We start from the raw sequence: 18,709 nt of genomic DNA, 5'->3' as shown, positions 1-18,709 counted from the left end.
AATAGTTATACATAGAAAGGAATCATTATTATGGAAAAAGGTACAATTTTTAAATTTCATAATGACCTTGATACAGACCAGATCATTGCATCCCAGTATCTGCTTCTGCCGAACCTGGATGAGATGAAAGGTCATGCATTTGAATCATTAGATCCTGATTTTGCAAAAAAAGTGAAACCAGGAGATTTCGTAGTAGGCGGCGAGAACTTCGGCTGTGGCTCTTCCAGAGAGCAGGCACCGGGTGTTCTCAAAGCACTTGGTGTACAGGCAGTCATCGCCAAATCCTTCGCAAGAATTTTCTTCAGAAACGCAATCAACATCGGACTTCCGGCGATCGTCTGTAAAGATCTTCCGGATGATGTACAGACTGGAGATACCATGGAACTTCATATGTCCGACGGTACAGCAGTTGCAAACGGCAAGACCTATACCTGTACCAAACTTCCGGAATATATGCAGGGAATTCTGAATCAGGGCGGTCTGATCGCTTCACTGAACAAGGAGGAGAAATAACCATGGGAATGACAATCGCAGAAAAAATCATCGCAGCAGCAGCCGGTGTAGACAGTGTCAAACCTGGCGATATCCATACCGTACAGCTTGACCGTCTGATGAGTAACGACGGAACTACTCATCTGACTGTAGATATGTACAAAAACAAACTGAACCATCCGCACATTGCAGACACAAAGAAACTTGTTTTTATCGTTGACCACAACGTACCGTCTGACTGCCCGAAGACAGCAGCATCTCAGAAGAAGATGAGAGATTTTGCAAAAGAAAACAACATTGATTTCTGGGAAGGCAAGGGTGTCTGCCATCAGGTTATGATCGAGAATTATGTTCGCCCGGGTGAACTGATCTTTGGTGCGGACAGTCATACCTGTTCTTATGGTGCACTTGGCGCATTTGGTACTGGTGTCGGATGTACAGACTTCCTCTATGGAATGGTGACAGGAACTTCCTGGGTACTGGTTCCGGAATCTGTAAAATTCAACCTGACCGGTAAACTCCCGGAAGGTGTTACCGCCCGTGACCTGATTCTTACCATCATCGGTGAAGTAGGTGCAAACGGATGCAACTATCAGGTAATGGAATTCACCGGAGAGGGTGCAAAAACTTTAAGCATCAGCGATCGTATGACTCTCTGCAACATGGCAGTAGAGGCAGGTGCAAAGACCGGTATCTTTGAAGCAGACGAAAAGGCAATGGAATACCTCAAAGAGCACGGACGTGAGCCAAAAGCTGTATTCCACAGCGATCCGGATGCAAAATACGTAAGAGAATATACTTTTGACCTCAGTAAAGTCCGCCCGGTAGTTGCAAAACCGGATTTCGTAGACAACGTTGTTCCGGCAGAAGAAGCATGTGGAATTGAAATCAACGAAGCATTCCTTGGCTCCTGCAACAACGGACGTATCGAAGACCTGCGCGTAGGTGCCGAGATCATCAAAGGAAAGAAAGTATCTGACAAGGTACGTTTCCTCGTTGTTCCGGCAAGCCAGACAATTTACCGTCAGGCGTTAAAAGAAGGCCTGATCGACATTTTCATGGAAGCAGGTGCGATCGTTATGAACCCGAACTGCAGCGTATGCTGGGGAAGCTGCCAGGGCGTTATCGGTGAAAACGAAGTCCTGATCAGTACAGGAACACGTAACTTCAAAGGACGTGCAGGACATCCAAGCTCCAAAGTATATCTTGGATCTGCAGCAACTGTTACTGCATCTGCGATCGCAGGCAAGATCGCACTGCCGTCTGAGATCTGAGAAAGTACGACGAAAACACTTAATTTATTCAGTGAGGGATACATAGATTATGGAAAAGTTTACAGGTAAAGTCTGGGTACTTGGGGATGACATTGATACCGATATCATCATTCCGACCGAGTATCTGGCACTCAAGACAATCGACGATATGAAACAGTATGGATTCAGTCCGCTCCGTCCGGAACTGGCAGGACAGATCCAGAAAGGCGACATCATTGTTGCCGGCAAAAACTTCGGCTGCGGCTCTTCCAGAGAGCAGGCACCGGAGATCATCAAGGCACTGGGAATCCAGTGTGTCATTGCAAAATCTTTTGCAAGAATTTTCTTCAGAAACTCCATCAACAATGGACTTCTGCTGATCGAGCAGCCGGATCTCCACGATGATATCAAAGAGGGAGATACCGTGACTGTTGTGATGAATGAACATGTTGACTATGATGGAAAACAGTACCCGATCGCTTCTCTGCCGGAGAACCTGATGAGCATCATCCAGGCTGGCGGACTTGTAAAAGCCATGCGTAAACTGAATGGACTGGACTAAGGAGGTGAGTCAGATGGGCGAAACAGTTATCGAAAAGATTATCAGAAACAATGTGGGTCATGCTGTAAAACCTGGCGATATCGTGACCGTTAATGTGGACAGAGTCATGATCCATGATATTTTTATTCCATTTGTTGCAGAGAAATTTGAAGAGATGGGATTTCAGAAATTATGGGACCCGGATAAGGTAGTTCTGATCTATGACCACCTTGTTCCGGCAAGCCAGCTTGACGATACCAGACATTTCCACACAGGAGATGCTTTTGCAGAGAAATACGGAATGAAAAACGTACACAGAAGTGACGGAATCTGCCATCAGCTGATGACAGAGGCTGGCTATGTCAAACCGGGTAATATCGTATTTGGTACAGACAGCCACACAACTACTTACGGATGTGTCGGCGCATTTTCTTCTGGTATCGGATATACAGAGATGGCAAGTATCCTTGGAACAGGAACCATGTGGATCAAAGTTCCGGAGACTATTAAGGTTGTGATCGAGGGAGAACTTCCGGAGAATGTTATGTCCAAAGATGTGATCCTTCGTCTGATCGGAGATCTCGGCGCAGATGGTGCTACTTACCGTGCACTGGAATTCACAGGAAGCGCAGTCAAGAATATGTCCGTGGCAAGCCGCATGACTATCGCAAACATGGCGATCGAAGCCGGTGCAAAATGTGCACTCTTCACACCGGATGAAAAGACAGCAGAGTACTGTGAGATTGAACTGAATGATTTCCAGAAGAGCCTTGTCGGTGATGAGGATGCAGCATATCTCAAGACAATAACTTACCGTGCCGAGGACCTTGTTCCGGTTATGGCATGCCCGTCACAGGTAGACAAGATCCGTGATGTCAGCACCCTGGAAGGAACTGAGATCGATCAGGTATTTATCGGATCCTGTACAAACGGCCGTCTGGAAGACCTTGCAGCAGCCGCTGAAGTTCTGAAAGGCAAAAAAGTTGCCGACTATGTAAAACTGATCGTAACACCGGCAAGCCGCAAGATTTACAGACAGGCGATCGAGCTTGGTATTCTGGACACTCTGGCAGAGGCAGGCGCAATGATCACACATCCGGGATGTGGACTGTGCTGTGGACGTGCAGGCGGTATCCTGACAGACGGAGAGCGTGTTGTGGCAACAAACAACCGTAACTTCCTTGGTCGTATGGGAACTTCCAAGGTAGAAATCTATCTGGCATCTCCAAAAACTGCAGCGGCATGTGCGATTGCAGGAAAAATCGTCAGCCCGAAATAATAAAAATTTGCAATACAAAAAAAGTCAAGAGGGAAGAATAATTTTTCCTATCTTGACTTTTTTGCGATTTAGCACTATAGTATAACGCAGTAACAGCAATAACGAGGAGAAGTTTGCAGGAAAGAGGCGTAAGCCCACCGAAGGAGTAAAACTCTCAGGTATCCGTGATTTCGGACAGAAACTGTAAATGGATCGTATCTCTGGAGACACCTGTTTCGATACAGGGGCCGAAGGTGCAAGCGACGTGTAAACGTCTTGAATCTCTCAGGCAAAAGGACAGAGGATGCTTTTAGTAACTACATCCTGACAGTGTATTCTTTTATTAGTTCTATTTTTTATAGTCTGAGTTTCAGAGATTCTAATTTTTATCAGAGAATGATTCTTATTTTAATTTCCCTTTTTATGATGCTGAAAAATACATACATAAGGAGAACTTTTTGAGATGTGGGAAGCAATCAACAATTTCTTAGTTGCAGTGGATGACAAAGTCTGGGGCGTGCCGCTTATGGTACTGATTATAGCCGGTGGTGTTCTTCTTACCAGCAGACTTGGGCTGCTTCAGGTACGCCGTCTTCCATTGGCACTGAAATGGATGTTCAAGAATGAAGAAGAAGGAGACGGTGAGATCTCCAGTTTTGCAGCTCTGTGTACAGCATTGAGCGCAACCATCGGTACCGGTAATATCGTAGGTGTTGCAACAGCAGTCTGTGCCGGAGGTCCGGGAGCACTTTTCTGGATGATCGTGGCAGCATTCTTCGGAATGGCAACCAAATATTCCGAAGGTCTTCTGGCGGTAAAATACCGTGTGGTTGCAGAAGACGGACACAGCCTTGGCGGACCATTCTATTATATCGAGAAAGGTATGGGACCGAAATGGAAATGGCTTGGTAAAGTTTTTGCATTCTTTGGTGTCTGTGTAGGCCTTTTTGGTATCGGTACATTCAGCCAGGTAAATGGTATTTCCAGTGCTGTACAGAACTTCTTTGATCCGGACAAGACAAACTGCATCAATATCCCATTCCTGGGACAGTATTCCATCGCAGTTGTTGTTTCTTCTCTGATCCTTGCATTCTGTGTAGCAGCGATCCTGATCGGTGGACTGAAACGAATCGCAACTGTAAGCCAGATCATTGTACCATTTATGGCAGTGATCTATATCATTTTCAGTGTTACACTGATCATCTGCAATATTACAGAAATTCCGGCAGCAATCGTAACGGTTGTCAAAGCAGCATTTAATCCAAGTGCAGTAACCGGTGGTGTGGTTGGTTCTATGATCGTAGCAATGCAGAAAGGTGTTGCACGAGGAATCTTCTCAAATGAGGCTGGTCTTGGTAGTGCACCGATCGCAGCAGCAGCAGCGCAGACAAAAGAACCGGTACGTCAGGGTCTTGTCAGCATGACAGGTACTTTTATTGATACGATCATTATCTGTACGATGACAGGTCTTTCCATCGTCCTGACAGGGGCATGGCAGGTAGAAGGAATCGAAGGTGTGCAGGTTACTACCTATGCATTCCAGCACGGACTTCCGTTCCCGGCTAAATTCACAGCATTTGTACTGATGCTCTGTCTTGTCTTCTTCGCATTTACAACAATCCTCGGATGGGATTACTACAGTGAACGCTGCCTGGAATACCTGACAAACGGACATCAGAAGAAGATTATCGTATACCGCTGGTTATATATTATCGCAGTATTTATCGGACCATACATGACAGTAAGTGCTGTATGGACCATCGCAGATATCTTTAATGGTCTGATGGCAATTCCGAACATGATCGCACTGTTTGCACTGAGCGGAGTTGTTGCTAAAGAAACAAAAGATTTCTTCAAAGCAGAGAAACATAAACTCTAAGAGCCATATTTACGCACAAATCTTATAGGAAAGAAGCACAGCAGAAGGGAGAATTCCTTTTTGACTGTGCTTTTTTGTGTAAAAACTATAAATATTCCAGATTACAATAGCATCATGCATTAAAATTATTTTTTTTCGGGGCAGGCGGGGCTTATAATAATGTTATGCATAAATCTGGTGCGCACTAAATCCAAACTTATGTATACGGAGGAAAAATGACTGAAAAGTCTGCGAAAAAGAATTCATTAAGTGACCTAAAATTATACGGTGCTCCATGGTATATTACGGTCATTGGCTGTATTGTTGTCATTGCGGCAGCATGGCTTGGAGCATTAGGAACTGATTTCGCAAGCATCATGGTACTGATCATTGCTTACGGAGTTCTGTTTTTTGAACTTGGCGAGCGTTTGCCAATCTGGAATACTTATATCGGCGGCGGTGTGCTGGCTGCATTTTTTGGAACTGCGATCATCCGCCAGTTATCTCTGATTCCGGAAGTGTATCTGGATCCGATCAACGAATTTATCGGAGGAGATACTGTTGGATTTACAACGATCTGGATCATTATCCTGATCACAGGATCTGTACTTTCACTGGAAAAGAAGATTCTCCTGAAATCCTTTGTCGGATATTTCCCGGCAATCCTTGGCGGTCTTGTAGCAGCAATGGCATTCGGTGCACTTGGCGGTCTGATCTTCGGGATTGATCCGACAACGGTTATTCTGAAATATGTACTTCCTGTTATGGGCGGTGGAAACGGTGCAGGAGCTGTACCGATGTCTGAAATCTATGAAAAGGTAACAGGACAGTCAGCGGTAAGTTACTATGCTTTTGCAATTGTTATCCTGACGATTGCGAATATCATGTCCATCATTGGTGGTGCACTTTTAAATGCACTGGGCGATAAATGTCCGAAGCTGACCGGTGACAAAAAGACACTTCTTCGAAACAGCAATTTTGATGTTGCAGATAAAAAAGAAGAAGAGCCAACATTCTCCGATATGTGCGGTGCAATCATGGTAATCTTCGGAAGCTATGCTGTCGGACAGCTGTTTTCCGGATATATCCTGCCGACAATCTTTGGAGCACCGATTCATGAATATGCATACATGATCGTGTTTGTAGTTATTCTGTCTGCAACTGGTGTGATCCCGAAAAATATCCGTGCAGGTGCAAAACGTCTTCAGAAGTTCGTGAACAAAGCATTCGCGGTTGTTATGATGGCCGGTCTTGGTTTTGACTTTGACCTTGGTGAACTGGTTTCTGCATGTACAGTATCCAATGTAGTAATTGCGCTTCTGATCGTTATCGGCGCGATCGTTGGTTCAGCTCTGGTTGGACAGCTTGTTGGATTTTATCCGATCGATTCTGCAATCACAGCAGGTCTGTGCATGGCAAATCGCGGTGGAAACGGAGATGTTGCCGTACTTGGTGCAGCAAAACGTATGGATCTGATGGCGTACGCTCAGCTTTCTTCCAGACTTGGAGGCGGTATCGTGCTGATCATCGCAAGCTTCCTGTTCTCGTTCTGGATGTAAGAAGCGATAAATTAAAATTTTAGCCGAAAAAAGTTGCTGTGAACAATGTGCACAGTAACGCATAATTCCTTCTGTTTTTCATACACTAGACAGTGATGATGAGAACAGGAGGAATTTTTTTGAAGAAAAAAACAAAAACACTGCTGACTGCGCTGGCGGTGCCACTTGGAGTCGGGGCAGTTTCAGGCTTTCTTACGCAGGGAAGCATGGATACGTTTGAAAAATTAAAACAGCCGCCTCTGACACCGCCGGGCTGGGTATTTCCTGTAGTATGGACAGGGCTGTTTGCGATGATGGGAACAGCTTCTTATCTCGTTGCGATTTCACCAAAAACAGAAGAACGTAAAAAAGCACTGACACTGTATGGGCTGCAGTTAGCGGTAAATTTCCTGTGGCCGGTATTTTTCTTTAATGCAGGATGGTATCTCTTTGCATTTGTATGGCTGCTTCTTTTGTGGTATCTGGTATACCTTTGCATGAAGTCATTTTCAGAAATCTCACAGAATGCCGGATATCTGATGATTCCGTATCTGGTGTGGCTGACCTTTGCAGGTTATCTGAATTTCTTTATTTTTCTGCTCAACTGAGAAGAACAGCAGTAACGAAGCACTGTCTGAGAAGGCGGTGCTTTTTACGGTTTGACATAGACTGCAGCCACTTTTGTGTTTTGCAGAAAAACATCTGATTTTCATGGAAAAACAATGCTTGACAAAAATGAGAGAATCCTGTAGTATAGATAAGGATTATGTTTAAGTTGCTGTGAACGGAATAAACAGTAGCCATTTTTCCAACTGCCGTAATGAATGGAAGTGACAGAACCCGTCACGATACCTTCTGCGACAGCTTTTTTTATGCAACGGGGAATGTTCCCTGTCACATATGGATGAGGTATATAAACAAATGGGAAGTAATGCTTACAAGGAGGAAAAGGCATGAACTATGATGTGATCATTATCGGCGCTGGTCCTGGAGGAATTTTTGCAGCGTATGAATTAATGAAAGAAAAGCCAGATTGTAAAGTGGCAGTTTTTGAAGAGGGATATTCCCTTGAGAAGAGAAAATGCCCGATCGACGGCAAGAAGATAAAGAACTGTATCAACTGTAAGAGATGTTCGATCATGTGCGGTTTCGGTGGCGCAGGAGCATTCTCCGATGGAAAATATAATATCACCAACGATTTCGGCGGAACCCTGTACGAGCATATCGGCAAGAGCCAGGCAATTGAGCTGATGAAATACGTTGACGATATCAATATGGAATATGGCGGTCAGGGAACCAAGCTTTATTCCACAGCAGGAACCAAGTTCAAGAAACTCTGCCTGCAGAACAAACTGAACCTGCTGGATGCATCTGTGCGTCATCTGGGAACAGATATCAATTATATCGTTCTTGAGAACCTGTACAATGCAATGAAAGATCATGTGGATTTTTATTTCGACACACCGGTACAGAAACTGGAAGTGTTGGAAGACGGATATCGTGTAATCTGTGAAAAAGGTTCTTATGAATGTAAGAAATGTATTGTTTCTGTTGGACGAAGCGGAAGCAAATGGATGGAAACTGTCTGTAAAGACCTGAAGATCCCGACCAAATCAAACCGTGTGGATATCGGTGTGCGTGTTGAGATTCCGGCAGTTATCTTCTCACATCTGACGGATGAACTGTATGAGAGCAAGATCGTGTATCGTACAGAGAAATTCGAAGATAACGTCCGTACTTTCTGCATGAACCCGAACGGAATCGTAGTAAACGAAAATACCAACGGCATCATCACGGTAAATGGCCACAGCTATGAAGGTGATGAGAAGAAGACAGAGAATACAAACTTCGCACTTCTCGTTTCCAAGCATTTTTCTGAGCCATTTAAGGACAGTAACGGATACGGCGAAAGTATCGCAAGACTTTCCAACATGCTTGGTGGTGGTGTTATCGTACAGCGTTTTGGTGACCTTGTACGTGGACGTAGAAGTACCGTGAAACGTGTGGAAGAAGGCTTGGTAAGACCAACTCTTACAGCAACACCTGGAGACTTAAGCCTCGTACTTCCGAAACGTATCCTGGACGGAATCATTGAGATGATCTACGCCCTGGACAAAGTAGCACCGGGAACTGCAAACGACGATACCCTTCTGTACGGTGTGGAAGTTAAATTCTACAACATGGAAGTTGAGATCGACGACAACCTCGAAAGCTGCCACAAGGGTCTGTACGTGATTGGAGATGGAAGTGGTGTCACCCACTCCCTGTCCCACGCATCTGCAAGCGGTATTTACGTAGCTAGACATATCGTAGAGCAGAACTAAGCCAATCAGATATAAGATAAAAAAATCCCATGAACTGTAAGATAACAGTTTGTGGGATTTTTTGTGAAGCAGGGCAGTCCGAACGGGCTGCCCTGGCTGATTTATTTCAGTATATTCAACCCCTTCAGCATAATATCCTCCGTATAACGGGCGAGTTCTTCCGGGCTCTGGCGGGTGTCATTTCGGATCCAGTTTTCGATGATGCCGATGCAGCCGGACAGCACATAGGAAGAGTAGATTTCACTCAGTTTGGGATCCGCGTTGGCGAAAATCTCGTCCCAGTCCTTTGTGCAGCGTTCACGGAGAATATCTTTTAATCGATTTTCAAAATTCTGTTCCTGATTATTGACTAGGATAAGTCTCACAAAATCTGAATTCTTTTCAAGAAACTTATAAAGATCGCAGATCAGCGGGAATGGTTTTCCCTTCATATCCTGTGGCTGATGGGAATTGGTGATTTCAATAAATTCATCCAGTATATCATTTTCCAGGTGTTCCAGAAGATCCTGGATATCCTTGTAATGCAGATAAAAGGTTCCACGGTTCAGATTGACATGGTCGGTCAGTTCGCGGACAGTGATATTCTGTACCGGTTTGGTCTGCATCAGTTCTGTAAGTCCGTCTTTGAGTAGTGCCTGTGTGCGCTGAACACTTCTGTTTTTTCCCTTTGTATTCATAAAAATAACTCCATTTCTGCTGCCATGAGGAACAGCTTTCAAAAATTTTGCAAAAGATTGAACAAAATAATGAACATGTGTTGAAAAATAAACTGCTGTAAAAATATTGATTATTGAGTTTTTTCTGCCTTCTGACTATACTATACCACGAGTTGAAAAATAAACAAGTGTTGATTTTGAAAAAGAGAAAAAAGGGAGGACGAAAATGGAACGTTATACTTCATTTATTCTGAAACACAGAAAAATGATCATAGTAGTCTTCGTGTTTCTTGCGGTGGTCTGTGCAGGGCTTTCCACAAAGGTTGGTGTAAACTATAAGTTTGCAGATTACCTGCCGGATGATGCTGCATCCACAGTTGCACTCGACACGATGGAAGAAGAATACAGCCAGCCTGTGCCGAATATGAGAGTGGTCATACACGATGTGACGATTCCACAGGCACTGGAGTATAAGGAAAAAATAGAACAGGTTGATGGTGTAGAAGAAGTCAACTGGTTAGATGATGTGGTGGACATCTATGAACCACTGGAAGATGCAGATCAGGATACTGTTGATGAGTGGTACAAAGATTCCGATGCACTTTATTCTGTGACAATCGTTGATGATGAGACTGAGAAAAAAGCAGCGGTTGATGAGATTCGCGATATTATCGGTGATGATAATGCCATGTCAGGAACAGCAGTCACAGATGCATTGTCACCGTTCCATACATCCGCTGATATCCAGAAAATCATGTTATTTGTGCTTCCGGTGACCTTTATTGTATTGCTACTGACAACAAATTCCTGGTTTGAGCCGGTACTTTTTATGATCACGATTGGTATTGCAATCATGCTGAACCGTGGAACAAACCTGATGTTTGGAGAGATTTCCTTTGTTACCAATGCAGCAGGAAGTGTTTTACAGCTTGCTGTTTCCATGGATTATTCCATTTTCCTGCTTCACAGATTTGCAGAAAACAGAGCGGAAGGTAAGGATGTTCAGGATGCCATGGTGGCGGCAGTAAAACAGTCCACAGGCTCGGTGCTTTCCAGTGGTCTTACAACAGTGACCGGTTTTGCGGCACTGATTCTGATGCGGTTCAAGATCGGACCGGATATGGGATGGGTCATGGCAAAAGCGATCGTATTCAGCCTTCTCTGTGTACTCTGCTTCCTGCCGGCACTGGCAATCAGTACTTATAAACTGATTGATAAGACGCAGCATAAATCCTTTTTCCCGGATTTCCATAAATTTGCAGGAGCCGTTATGAAAATCTGGATTCCGGCACTGCTGATCGCAGTAGTGATTGCGGTTCCATGTTTTATCGCACAGGGAGAAAACTCCTTCCTCTATGGTGGCAGTCGTATTTACAGTACGAATGCCACACAGATGGGGCGAGATCTTTTGAGTATTGAAGATGAATACGGGGCATCCAATCCACTTGTCATTATGGTACCAAAAGGAGACACCAGTAAAGAAATCGCATTGAGTGAGGAACTGAATGATAATGAAAATGTAACTTCTGTGATTTCTTATGTAGACAGTGTGGGATCAACGATTCCGGATGGCTTTGTTCCGTCAGATTCACTTTCACAGCTTTATTCAGAGAATTACAGTCGTTTTGTAGTGACGTTGAGTACTGAGGAATCCGAAGAAGGATGGACAGAGAAACTGAACGAAGTTTATAAGATCTGCGAAAAATATTATGGTGATGAGGTAAAGATTGCAGGTGATCTGGCAAGTACCAAGGATCTGAAAGAAACGATCACGGAGGATAACAGCAGAGTTAACATTCTTGCAATTGCGTTCGTATTTGCAATTCTTCTGTTTAACTTCAAGTCAATCACACTTCCGGTGATTCTGACACTGGTGATCGAGCTGTCCATCTGGATCAACCTCGCGATTCCATACATGCAGGGAACAACACTTCATTATATTGCATATCTGATCATCAGTTCTGTACAGCTTGGAGCAACGATCGACTATGCGATCCTGTTTACCGGAAGATATCTGGAAGAACGGCGTACCAGAAACAAAAGAGATGCGGCAAGAGAAAGTATCCGCATGTGCGTCCTTTCACTGCTTACCTCAGCAGGTATCCTGACGATTGCGGGACTTGCACTTGGAAAGATTTCCACAAACCTTGTCTTAAGTCAGCTCGGAACCCTGGTCGGAAGAGGGGCAGTCATTTCCTTTGTTCTTGTACTGACCGTCCTGCCGGCAATGCTGATACTTTTTGACAGAGTGATAGAAAAAACAACTATGCATACAAAATTTTACAGGGAGGTAAAACATCATGAACCGAAATCGAAAAAGTAATTCAGGAAAACGCAAAAACATTATTTTAAAAACAACGGCAATTGCGCTGAGTGCAGTACTTGGTGCGGGAAGCGTACTTCCGGTACTGGCTGCTGATACAGATTTATTAAAAGATGAAAATGTATATGTCACTCTGATGGAAGATGGAACTGTCTCAGACATATATGTGGTAAATGAATTTACTTCCACATCTGACAGTGAAGTGACAGATTACGGAAATTATAGTTCCGTAAAAAATCTGACGACAGAGTCAGAGATCACACAGAATGGTGATCAGGTTTCAGTAGATGTCACAAAAGGAAAATTCTATTATCAGGGAAACCTGAAAACGAAAGATATTCCGTGGAACATTTCGATCAGCTACAAACTGGACGGAGCACCGATCGCGGCTTCCGAGCTGGCAGGAAAGAGCGGACATCTGGAGATCGAGATCAAAACAAGCGAGAATAAAAACTGCAACAGCACTTTCTTCGAAAATTATCTTCTCCAGGCAACAGTCGTCCTCAATACAGAGCTCTGCTCCAATATCGAAGCTGATGGGGCAACAGCAGGAAATGTAGGAAAAGACCGCCAGCTTCTCTACAATATCATGGCAGATCAGGAAAAAGATATTAAGATTGAAGCAGATGTAGAAGACTTCGAGATGGATGGAATCACCTTCAAAGGCGTTCCGATGGGATTTGATATTGATAAAGATTCTATTGATACTTCTTCTCTGAAAGATAAGACAAAAGAGATCACCGATGCGACAAAAGATCTTGATGATGGTGCGAAAGAACTCAAAGACGGAATGGCAGATGCACTGGAAGGAAGTCAGGAACTCAGTGATGGTACAGATACCCTTGCTTCCGGAACAGCAACTTTGCTGGATGGCGGAAATACACTGAATTCCGGCAGCCAGTCGCTGTTATCTGGAGCAGTCAGCCTGCAGAGCGGAATTCAACAGTATACATCTGGAACAGCAAGCCTGATCTCCGGAATGAAACAGTATATCAAAGGAACCGGACAGCTGGCAGATGGTGCAAAACAGCTGAAAGCACTGGAAAGTCTTGGAGAGGTTACTACGGCAGTAACAAAACTGTCAGCAGCAGTAAATGGGGATGGAAGCGGCCAGGATCTGACCACCGGTTCTGCACAGCTGAGCACTGGATTGGCACAGCTGAAAACACAGGTGGATGAGCTGGCGGCATCTTCAAGTGCACAGCAGCTTGAGGCACTGGTACAGGGACTCGTGCAGGCAAAAGATTCCTTAAATACACTTTCTGCACAGTTTTCTCAGATGGCTCAGCTTTTGCAGGCAGATGCGGGAATGGCACAGTCCATCAGTGCAAGTCACAGTGCAGTACTTGAGAGCCTGAACAGTCAGGCGGCAGCTGCAAATGAACAGCTCGCGTCAAGCGGTGCAAGCATGGCAGCACAGATAAATGAACAGGTAGAGAGGGCAAACGGACAGATTAGTACAGCAAATGAACAGCTCAGCGCAAGCGCGGCTTCTGCAAACAGCCAGATCGATGCGGCAATTGCAGCTGTTAATTCTGCAGTTGCATCCGGGGCAATTGACGGAGACCAGGCATCTGGAATTATTGGTGGATTGAAAGCATCCAGAGTAAGTGTAGAAGGTACCGGAGGCATTGAGGGTGTATCTGCACCGGATACTTCTGCTGTATCTGTTTCCATGCCGGGCGAAGATGCAAACATTCAGGCACAGGCAGCACAGCTGGCAGCATCTGCTTCCTCTTTATCAGAAGCAGCATCCGGATTCCAGTCAGCAGCAGATCAGTTCGGAGCAATGGCAGGACGGATCAATGTTTCAGATGATATGCAGAATATGATCGGACAGCTGCAGTCTGCAATTGACAGTGCATGCCAGGGTGCAAATGCTCTGCAGAGTGGCATTTCTCAGGTTGGCGCTGGTCTGACACAGCTCCAGAGTGCGACAAAAGACCTTCCAACAGCGGCAAAAGGAATTAAACAGCTGAACGATGGATTCACAAAACTGCAGAAGAATGATGACAAATTGATCTCAGGTGGAAATCAGCTGGCTACATCAGCCTCATTACTTCGAAGTGGGGCATCCAGCCTTGTGTCAGGTGTCAGCCAGGTATCCGGTGGAATTACCAGTGCACTCAGCGGTATGCAGTCATTAAAGAGTGGGGCAGATTCTCTGAACGACGGAAGTGTTCAGCTTGTGGATGGTCTGAAAGACCTGGATGACGGGGCACAGGAACTGAAAGATGGAACTGCGGAATTCAAAGACAAAACATCCGACATTGACCAGCAGATAGAAGATGAGATTGACAAAATGCTGGATGAGATTTCCGGAAGCGATTATACACCGATATCTTTTGTTTCTGCAGACAATAAAGACATCGGACTGGTGCAGTTCGCAATCCGTACCGATGATATAAAAAAATAAAAGAAACGAAGAAATAAAAAATATCTGGTGATTTGATCCGCCTCCATATGAATTTTGTGATACAATAGAAACAGAAAAATTCATATGGAGGTTTTATGATGCGTATACTTGAAAATGAGCAGCTCCGTGTAACAATCAGCGATTACGGTGCAGAATTATCTGGAATCTTTGACAAGAAAAATGAAAGGGAAGTGCTTTGGAATGCAGATCCTGCATACTGGAAACGCCATGCACCGGTACTGTTCCCGAATGTAGGAAGGCTGTATCAGGATCATTGCCTGATAGATGGAAAGACCTATACATCCGGTCAGCATGGGTTTGCACGTGACATGGAGTTTACCTGTACGGAAGAGAGTGAAACTTCTGTTACGCATTTACTGGAAGCAACGGATGAGACCAAAAAGGCATGGCCATATGAGTTCCGGTTATATATCACACATACACTGAATGGACGAGATCTGACAGTATCATGGAAAGTAGTAAATAAAGATCAGGAGACTATGTACTTTACAATCGGAGCCCACCCGGCATTTAATGTTCCGGCTCTCCCGGATACTGTACAGAGCCAGTATCACCTTACGTTCAGCGGTCAGAAAGAACTTACTTACTGTCTGCTAAATCCGGAGTTCGGAACTGCTGTTCCAGATCAGACGCATACTCTGGAACTGGAGGATGGTACTTGTCTGATTGATGCGCATATGTTTGATGAGGGAGCATTGATCTTTGATGATGGACAGATTACAAAAGCAGGTATTACACTGCCGGACGGTACACCATATGTGGAAATTTCCTGTGATGGATTCCCGAACTTTGGAATCTGGTCAGCGATCGGGGCACCGTTTGTCTGCCTGGAACCATGGATGGGACGTTGTGACAATACCGGATATGACAAAGAATTGTCTCAGAAACCGAATATCAATACATTGAAACCAGAAGAAATATTTGAAAAATCTTATGTGATTTCGATGAAGTAACTTCTACATAAAAATATTTACATAAAAAGAACCGGAGGGAAGTCCACAACAGGACCGCCTTCCGGTTTGCATTTTATGTAGGATTACTTTGTTTCGTCAATTTTCAGACGACCTTTTAAAGCAACACAGCATGCAAGGTCTCCGATAACATTGACACAGGTTGCCCCCATATCACACAGAGTGTTGATGCTGATATAGACACCCATAACTCCGGCAGGAAGTCCGGCCATAGTTGCAAGGGCAGCGAAAGATGCGATCGCACCGCCTGGAACACCTGGAGTTCCAACGGAAAGGAGTACGTTTGCCAGAAGTACAATGACCATCATGGAAACGCTGACATTGATGCCACAGGCATTGGCAAAGAACATGATCATGAAGGACATCAGGATGGATACAGCATCCATGTTTACCGTTGCACCAAGAGGAATGGCAATGCTGGTGATCTTGTTGGAAACACCCATTCCTTCTTCCATGCACTGTTTACTGATCGGGATAGTAGCAGAACTGGAACATGTTCCGAATGCGTTCAGTGCAGCAGGCATGATTGTTTTGAAGAATTTGATCGGGCTTTCTTTACCGATCACTTTAACAGCGAGTCCATATACCACAAATGCAAAGATAAAGAATGCCAGGTACAGGATGATCAGCTGTGTAGCCAGTGAAATGATGGTTTCGGTACCGTTTGCCTCTACAACCGGGACGATGGTACAGAAAACACCGATTGGTGTGAAATACATGATCGTGCTGATAATCTTCAGACATACTTCATTGAGTGAATCGATTACATTCAGAAGCGGCTTGCCTTTTTCGCCAACTGCAATCAGAGTAAATCCGATGATGACAGCAAATACAAGAACCTGGAGCATATTACCCTGCGCAAAAGCAGATACCGGGTTGGATGGAATCAGGTTTTTAATGGTGTCCAGGATATTGCTCATATCAGTTGCTGCAATATCAGAAGTCGCCATCTCAAAGGAAACTCCTCTGCCCAGGTGGATAAGACGCGGGATGATCAGGCCGGCAAGACTGGCAAGTGCAGTTGTGCACAGGAAAAATACCATGGAAGCACCGGTGATCTTACCGGTCGTCTTAATGCTTCCGATGCTGCAGATTCCCATAACAACGGAGCAGAATACAAGTGGAAAGATCATCATGTTCAGGGCATTCATGTAGATGCCGCCAAGAAGACTGGTGACTGTCAGGACCGGTGCAAAACGGTCTGCAAGAAACAGTCCGGTCAGGATACCGAGAAGCAGGCCGATGAAAATCGCGCCGGTGATATGCTTCTGATACCAGGCATAAAACTTTTTCATTTCATTTCCTCCTCAAAAAATGGTATGTTTGGCGAAAAATCCTCTTAAACATACAGAATATGACGAAAATTATAGCATGTACAGAAGTGGGGTGTCAAGGAAACCTATAATATAGAAAGGATTTTTCGGAAACCGAAAGAAAAATTTGCAAAAAGAATAACGGGATTTACTGGAACATTTGGAAAAATTTATTTTATTTCAGAAAGAAATATGCTATAGTTAGAGATAGTTTGCAGCGGTGATGTATGGGACTGTTGCAAGAGGGATACGCTAGATAAAGACGACTGGGGGAATGTACAGTGGGGCAGACTGTATTACATAAGAACGAACTGGAATACTTTTTTGTAGAGGAATCCTATGGAGGGAATCAGGACCTGTTTCCGGATGTAACTATGCGGGATGGAGGATGTGGGGCGATAGCAGCTTGCGAAAGCTGTATTTATTTTGCCAGAACGAATGAGATGAAAAAACTCTACCCGCATTCGACGAAGGAAATCAGCTGGAAAGAATATCATGATTTTGCATATGTGATGAAACACTATCTCTGTCCGAGACCAAATGGAATCGATACACTGGAATTGTTTATGGAGGGATTTGGCGAATACCTGGCAGATGTGCATGATGATAAACTGAAGATGGAAGCTTTTCATGGGACACATACATATGAAGAAGCCGTTGACGCTGTGCACAGACAGATTGACAGTGCCTGTCTGATCCCTTATCTGATGCTGAAACATAAGAATGAGAAAGGATCTCTGGAAGATTATATCTGGCATTGGTTCATACTTGCAGGTTATGAAGAGAAAGAGGATGATTTTCTGGTAAAAGCAATTTCTTACGGCGAACACAAATGGTTTTCGCTGAAAGAAATGTGGGATACCGGATATGACAAAAAGGGCGGAATGATTTTGTATCATATGTAGAAACAAGTGGGAGGATGTGAACAGCATGCTCCCTTACTTTTAGGAGGTGCCAGATTGGAAACCAGAGAAATACTGACAAGATTTAAAAACGGAGAACTCTCAATGGAGCAAGCGGAACATTATTTCCGCAAAGAACCGTTTGAGGAGATGGAATACGCAAAGCTGGATTCACACAGAGAGATTCGTTCAGGATTTCCGGAAGTGATTTTCTGCAGTGGCAAGGCAGATCAGCATTTTGTGCATATTTTTAAGAAGCTTTATGAAGATAATGGAGAAGTCTTTGGAACGAGAGCATCCAGACATCAGTATGAACTTGTAAAAGATATTCTTCCGGATGTGGAATATGACGAATTGTCACATATTATCAAGATTGAAAAGAAAGAAAAAGAACATATTGGAAAGATTGCAATCTGTACGGCCGGTACGGCAGACATTGCGGTGGCCGAGGAAGCAGCACAGACAGCTGAATATTTTGGCTCCCATGTAGACAGAGTGTTTGATGTTGGGGTGAGTGGCATTCACAGACTGTTTTCCAGACTGGAAGTTATTCAGGATGCGAATTGTGTGGTTGCAGTAGCAGGCATGGAAGGCGCACTGGCAAGTGTGCTGGGCGGTCTTGTGGACAAGCCAGTCATTGCAGTACCGACTTCTGTTGGGTATGGAGCAAGCATGAATGGATTGTCGGCATTGTTGACGATGATTAATTCCTGTGCAAATGGCATTGCGGTAGTAAATATTGACAATGGATATGGGGCAGGTTATATGGCAACGCAGATCAACCGTCTGGCATGCAGAGATTACAATACAAAAGAAACATCGGAAATAGATTGAGACAGGTGG

The 18,709-nt window shown here is 44.4% G+C and carries 15 protein-coding genes and 2 riboswitches; of the genes, 13 read left to right on the top strand and 2 right to left on the bottom strand.

Features of this window, described 5'->3' with window-relative positions; translation table 11 throughout:
* Positions 1-30: 30 nt before the first annotated feature.
* From KQI91_RS01890 to KQI91_RS01855, 8 genes are all read left to right on the top strand, one after another.
* Positions 31-513: a LeuD/DmdB family oxidoreductase small subunit gene (locus KQI91_RS01890; protein WP_022214671.1), complete on the top strand. Its 483-nt coding sequence runs from the start codon at positions 31-33 to the stop codon at positions 511-513.
* A gap of 2 nt (positions 514-515) precedes the next feature.
* Positions 516-1,766, top strand: a complete 1,251-nt coding sequence (locus KQI91_RS01885) for a 3-isopropylmalate dehydratase large subunit (RefSeq protein ID WP_005426416.1) — start codon at positions 516-518, stop codon at positions 1,764-1,766.
* Positions 1,767-1,815: 49 nt separating this feature from the next.
* Positions 1,816-2,307 carry a LeuD/DmdB family oxidoreductase small subunit gene (locus KQI91_RS01880; RefSeq protein ID WP_173904117.1) on the top strand — a complete coding sequence of 164 codons (492 nt, stop codon included), beginning with the start codon at positions 1,816-1,818 and terminating at the stop codon, positions 2,305-2,307.
* A gap of 13 nt (positions 2,308-2,320) precedes the next feature.
* A complete protein-coding gene (locus tag KQI91_RS01875; protein ID WP_216391183.1) occupies positions 2,321-3,565 on the top strand; it encodes a 3-isopropylmalate dehydratase large subunit in 1,245 nt (414 codons plus the stop codon).
* A 106-nt stretch (positions 3,566-3,671) separates the two neighbouring features.
* Positions 3,672-3,746, top strand: a riboswitch (glycine riboswitch).
* A 9-nt stretch (positions 3,747-3,755) separates the two neighbouring features.
* A riboswitch (glycine riboswitch) is annotated at positions 3,756-3,855 on the top strand.
* Between the two features lie 152 nt (positions 3,856-4,007).
* Positions 4,008-5,423, top strand: a complete 1,416-nt coding sequence (locus KQI91_RS01870; RefSeq protein ID WP_216391182.1) for an alanine/glycine:cation symporter family protein — start codon at positions 4,008-4,010, stop codon at positions 5,421-5,423.
* Positions 5,424-5,638: 215 nt separating this feature from the next.
* Positions 5,639-6,961, top strand: coding sequence for a 2-hydroxycarboxylate transporter family protein (locus tag KQI91_RS01865; protein ID WP_216391181.1), 1,323 nt, complete (start codon positions 5,639-5,641; stop codon positions 6,959-6,961).
* Positions 6,962-7,080: 119 nt separating this feature from the next.
* Positions 7,081-7,548, top strand: a complete 468-nt coding sequence (locus tag KQI91_RS01860) for a TspO/MBR family protein (protein ID WP_253288321.1) — start codon at positions 7,081-7,083, stop codon at positions 7,546-7,548.
* Between the two features lie 345 nt (positions 7,549-7,893).
* A complete protein-coding gene (locus tag KQI91_RS01855) occupies positions 7,894-9,264 on the top strand; it encodes an NAD(P)/FAD-dependent oxidoreductase (RefSeq protein WP_216391179.1) in 1,371 nt (456 codons plus the stop codon).
* A 101-nt stretch (positions 9,265-9,365) separates the two neighbouring features.
* On the opposite strand, the gene KQI91_RS01850 is transcribed toward KQI91_RS01855, so the two are convergent.
* Positions 9,366-9,941: a TetR/AcrR family transcriptional regulator gene (locus KQI91_RS01850; RefSeq protein ID WP_216391178.1), complete on the bottom strand. Its 576-nt coding sequence runs from the start codon at positions 9,939-9,941 to the stop codon at positions 9,366-9,368.
* Positions 9,942-10,146: 205 nt separating this feature from the next.
* Here KQI91_RS01850 and KQI91_RS01845 point away from each other — a divergent pair, with 205 nt between their 5' ends.
* The 3 genes from KQI91_RS01845 to KQI91_RS01835 all read left to right on the top strand — a co-directional run bounded on the left by KQI91_RS01845 (position 10,147) and on the right by KQI91_RS01835 (position 15,633).
* A complete protein-coding gene (locus tag KQI91_RS01845) occupies positions 10,147-12,243 on the top strand; it encodes an efflux RND transporter permease subunit (RefSeq protein ID WP_216391177.1) in 2,097 nt (698 codons plus the stop codon).
* The gene (locus KQI91_RS01840) at positions 12,221-14,659 is read left to right on the top strand and encodes a hypothetical protein (protein ID WP_216391176.1); all 2,439 of its coding nucleotides are present in this window, start codon (positions 12,221-12,223) and stop codon (positions 14,657-14,659) included. Before KQI91_RS01845 ends, KQI91_RS01840 begins: the two co-directional genes overlap by 23 nt.
* A 95-nt stretch (positions 14,660-14,754) precedes the next feature.
* Positions 14,755-15,633: an aldose 1-epimerase family protein gene (locus tag KQI91_RS01835; protein WP_330654426.1), complete on the top strand. Its 879-nt coding sequence runs from the start codon at positions 14,755-14,757 to the stop codon at positions 15,631-15,633.
* An 83-nt stretch (positions 15,634-15,716) separates the two neighbouring features.
* Here the strand turns inward: KQI91_RS01835 and KQI91_RS01830 are convergent, their stop codons facing one another.
* Positions 15,717-16,946, bottom strand: coding sequence for a dicarboxylate/amino acid:cation symporter (locus KQI91_RS01830; RefSeq protein ID WP_216391175.1), 1,230 nt, complete (start codon positions 16,944-16,946; stop codon positions 15,717-15,719).
* 299 nt (positions 16,947-17,245) lie between these two features.
* Between KQI91_RS01830 and KQI91_RS01825 the strand changes: the two genes are divergently transcribed.
* Positions 17,246-17,869, top strand: a complete 624-nt coding sequence (locus KQI91_RS01825; protein ID WP_216391174.1) for a hypothetical protein — start codon at positions 17,246-17,248, stop codon at positions 17,867-17,869.
* A gap of 54 nt (positions 17,870-17,923) precedes the next feature.
* The gene (larB, locus tag KQI91_RS01820; RefSeq protein ID WP_216391173.1) at positions 17,924-18,700 is read left to right on the top strand and encodes a nickel pincer cofactor biosynthesis protein LarB; all 777 of its coding nucleotides are present in this window, start codon (positions 17,924-17,926) and stop codon (positions 18,698-18,700) included.
* Positions 18,701-18,709: the final 9 nt, after the last annotated feature.

The sequence above is a fragment of the Blautia sp. MSJ-19 genome (assembly GCF_018918125.1).
In the GTDB taxonomy this organism is placed as follows: Bacteria; Bacillota; Clostridia; order Lachnospirales; family Lachnospiraceae; genus Blautia_A.
Note: the sequence above shows the minus strand (reverse complement) of the source record. Positions and strands in the feature narration are given on the sequence as shown.

Excerpts from the sequence above, each read along its gene's own strand:
- KQI91_RS01890 (WP_022214671.1), top strand. The coding sequence starts at position 31 with ATGGAAAAAGGTACAATTTTTAAATTTCATAATGACCTTGATACAGAC.
- KQI91_RS01885 (WP_005426416.1), top strand. The coding sequence starts at position 516 with ATGGGAATGACAATCGCAGAAAAAATCATCGCAGCAGCAGCCGGTGTA.
- KQI91_RS01880 (WP_173904117.1), top strand. The coding sequence starts at position 1,816 with ATGGAAAAGTTTACAGGTAAAGTCTGGGTACTTGGGGATGACATTGAT.
- KQI91_RS01875 (WP_216391183.1), top strand. The coding sequence starts at position 2,321 with ATGGGCGAAACAGTTATCGAAAAGATTATCAGAAACAATGTGGGTCAT.
- KQI91_RS01870 (WP_216391182.1), top strand. The coding sequence starts at position 4,008 with ATGTGGGAAGCAATCAACAATTTCTTAGTTGCAGTGGATGACAAAGTC.
- KQI91_RS01865 (WP_216391181.1), top strand. The coding sequence starts at position 5,639 with ATGACTGAAAAGTCTGCGAAAAAGAATTCATTAAGTGACCTAAAATTA.
- KQI91_RS01855 (WP_216391179.1), top strand. The coding sequence starts at position 7,894 with ATGAACTATGATGTGATCATTATCGGCGCTGGTCCTGGAGGAATTTTT.
- KQI91_RS01850 (WP_216391178.1), bottom strand. The coding sequence starts at position 9,941 with ATGAATACAAAGGGAAAAAACAGAAGTGTTCAGCGCACACAGGCACTA.
- KQI91_RS01845 (WP_216391177.1), top strand. The coding sequence starts at position 10,147 with ATGGAACGTTATACTTCATTTATTCTGAAACACAGAAAAATGATCATA.
- KQI91_RS01840 (WP_216391176.1), top strand. The coding sequence starts at position 12,221 with ATGAACCGAAATCGAAAAAGTAATTCAGGAAAACGCAAAAACATTATT.
- KQI91_RS01835 (WP_330654426.1), top strand. The coding sequence starts at position 14,755 with ATGATGCGTATACTTGAAAATGAGCAGCTCCGTGTAACAATCAGCGAT.
- KQI91_RS01830 (WP_216391175.1), bottom strand. The coding sequence starts at position 16,946 with ATGAAAAAGTTTTATGCCTGGTATCAGAAGCATATCACCGGCGCGATT.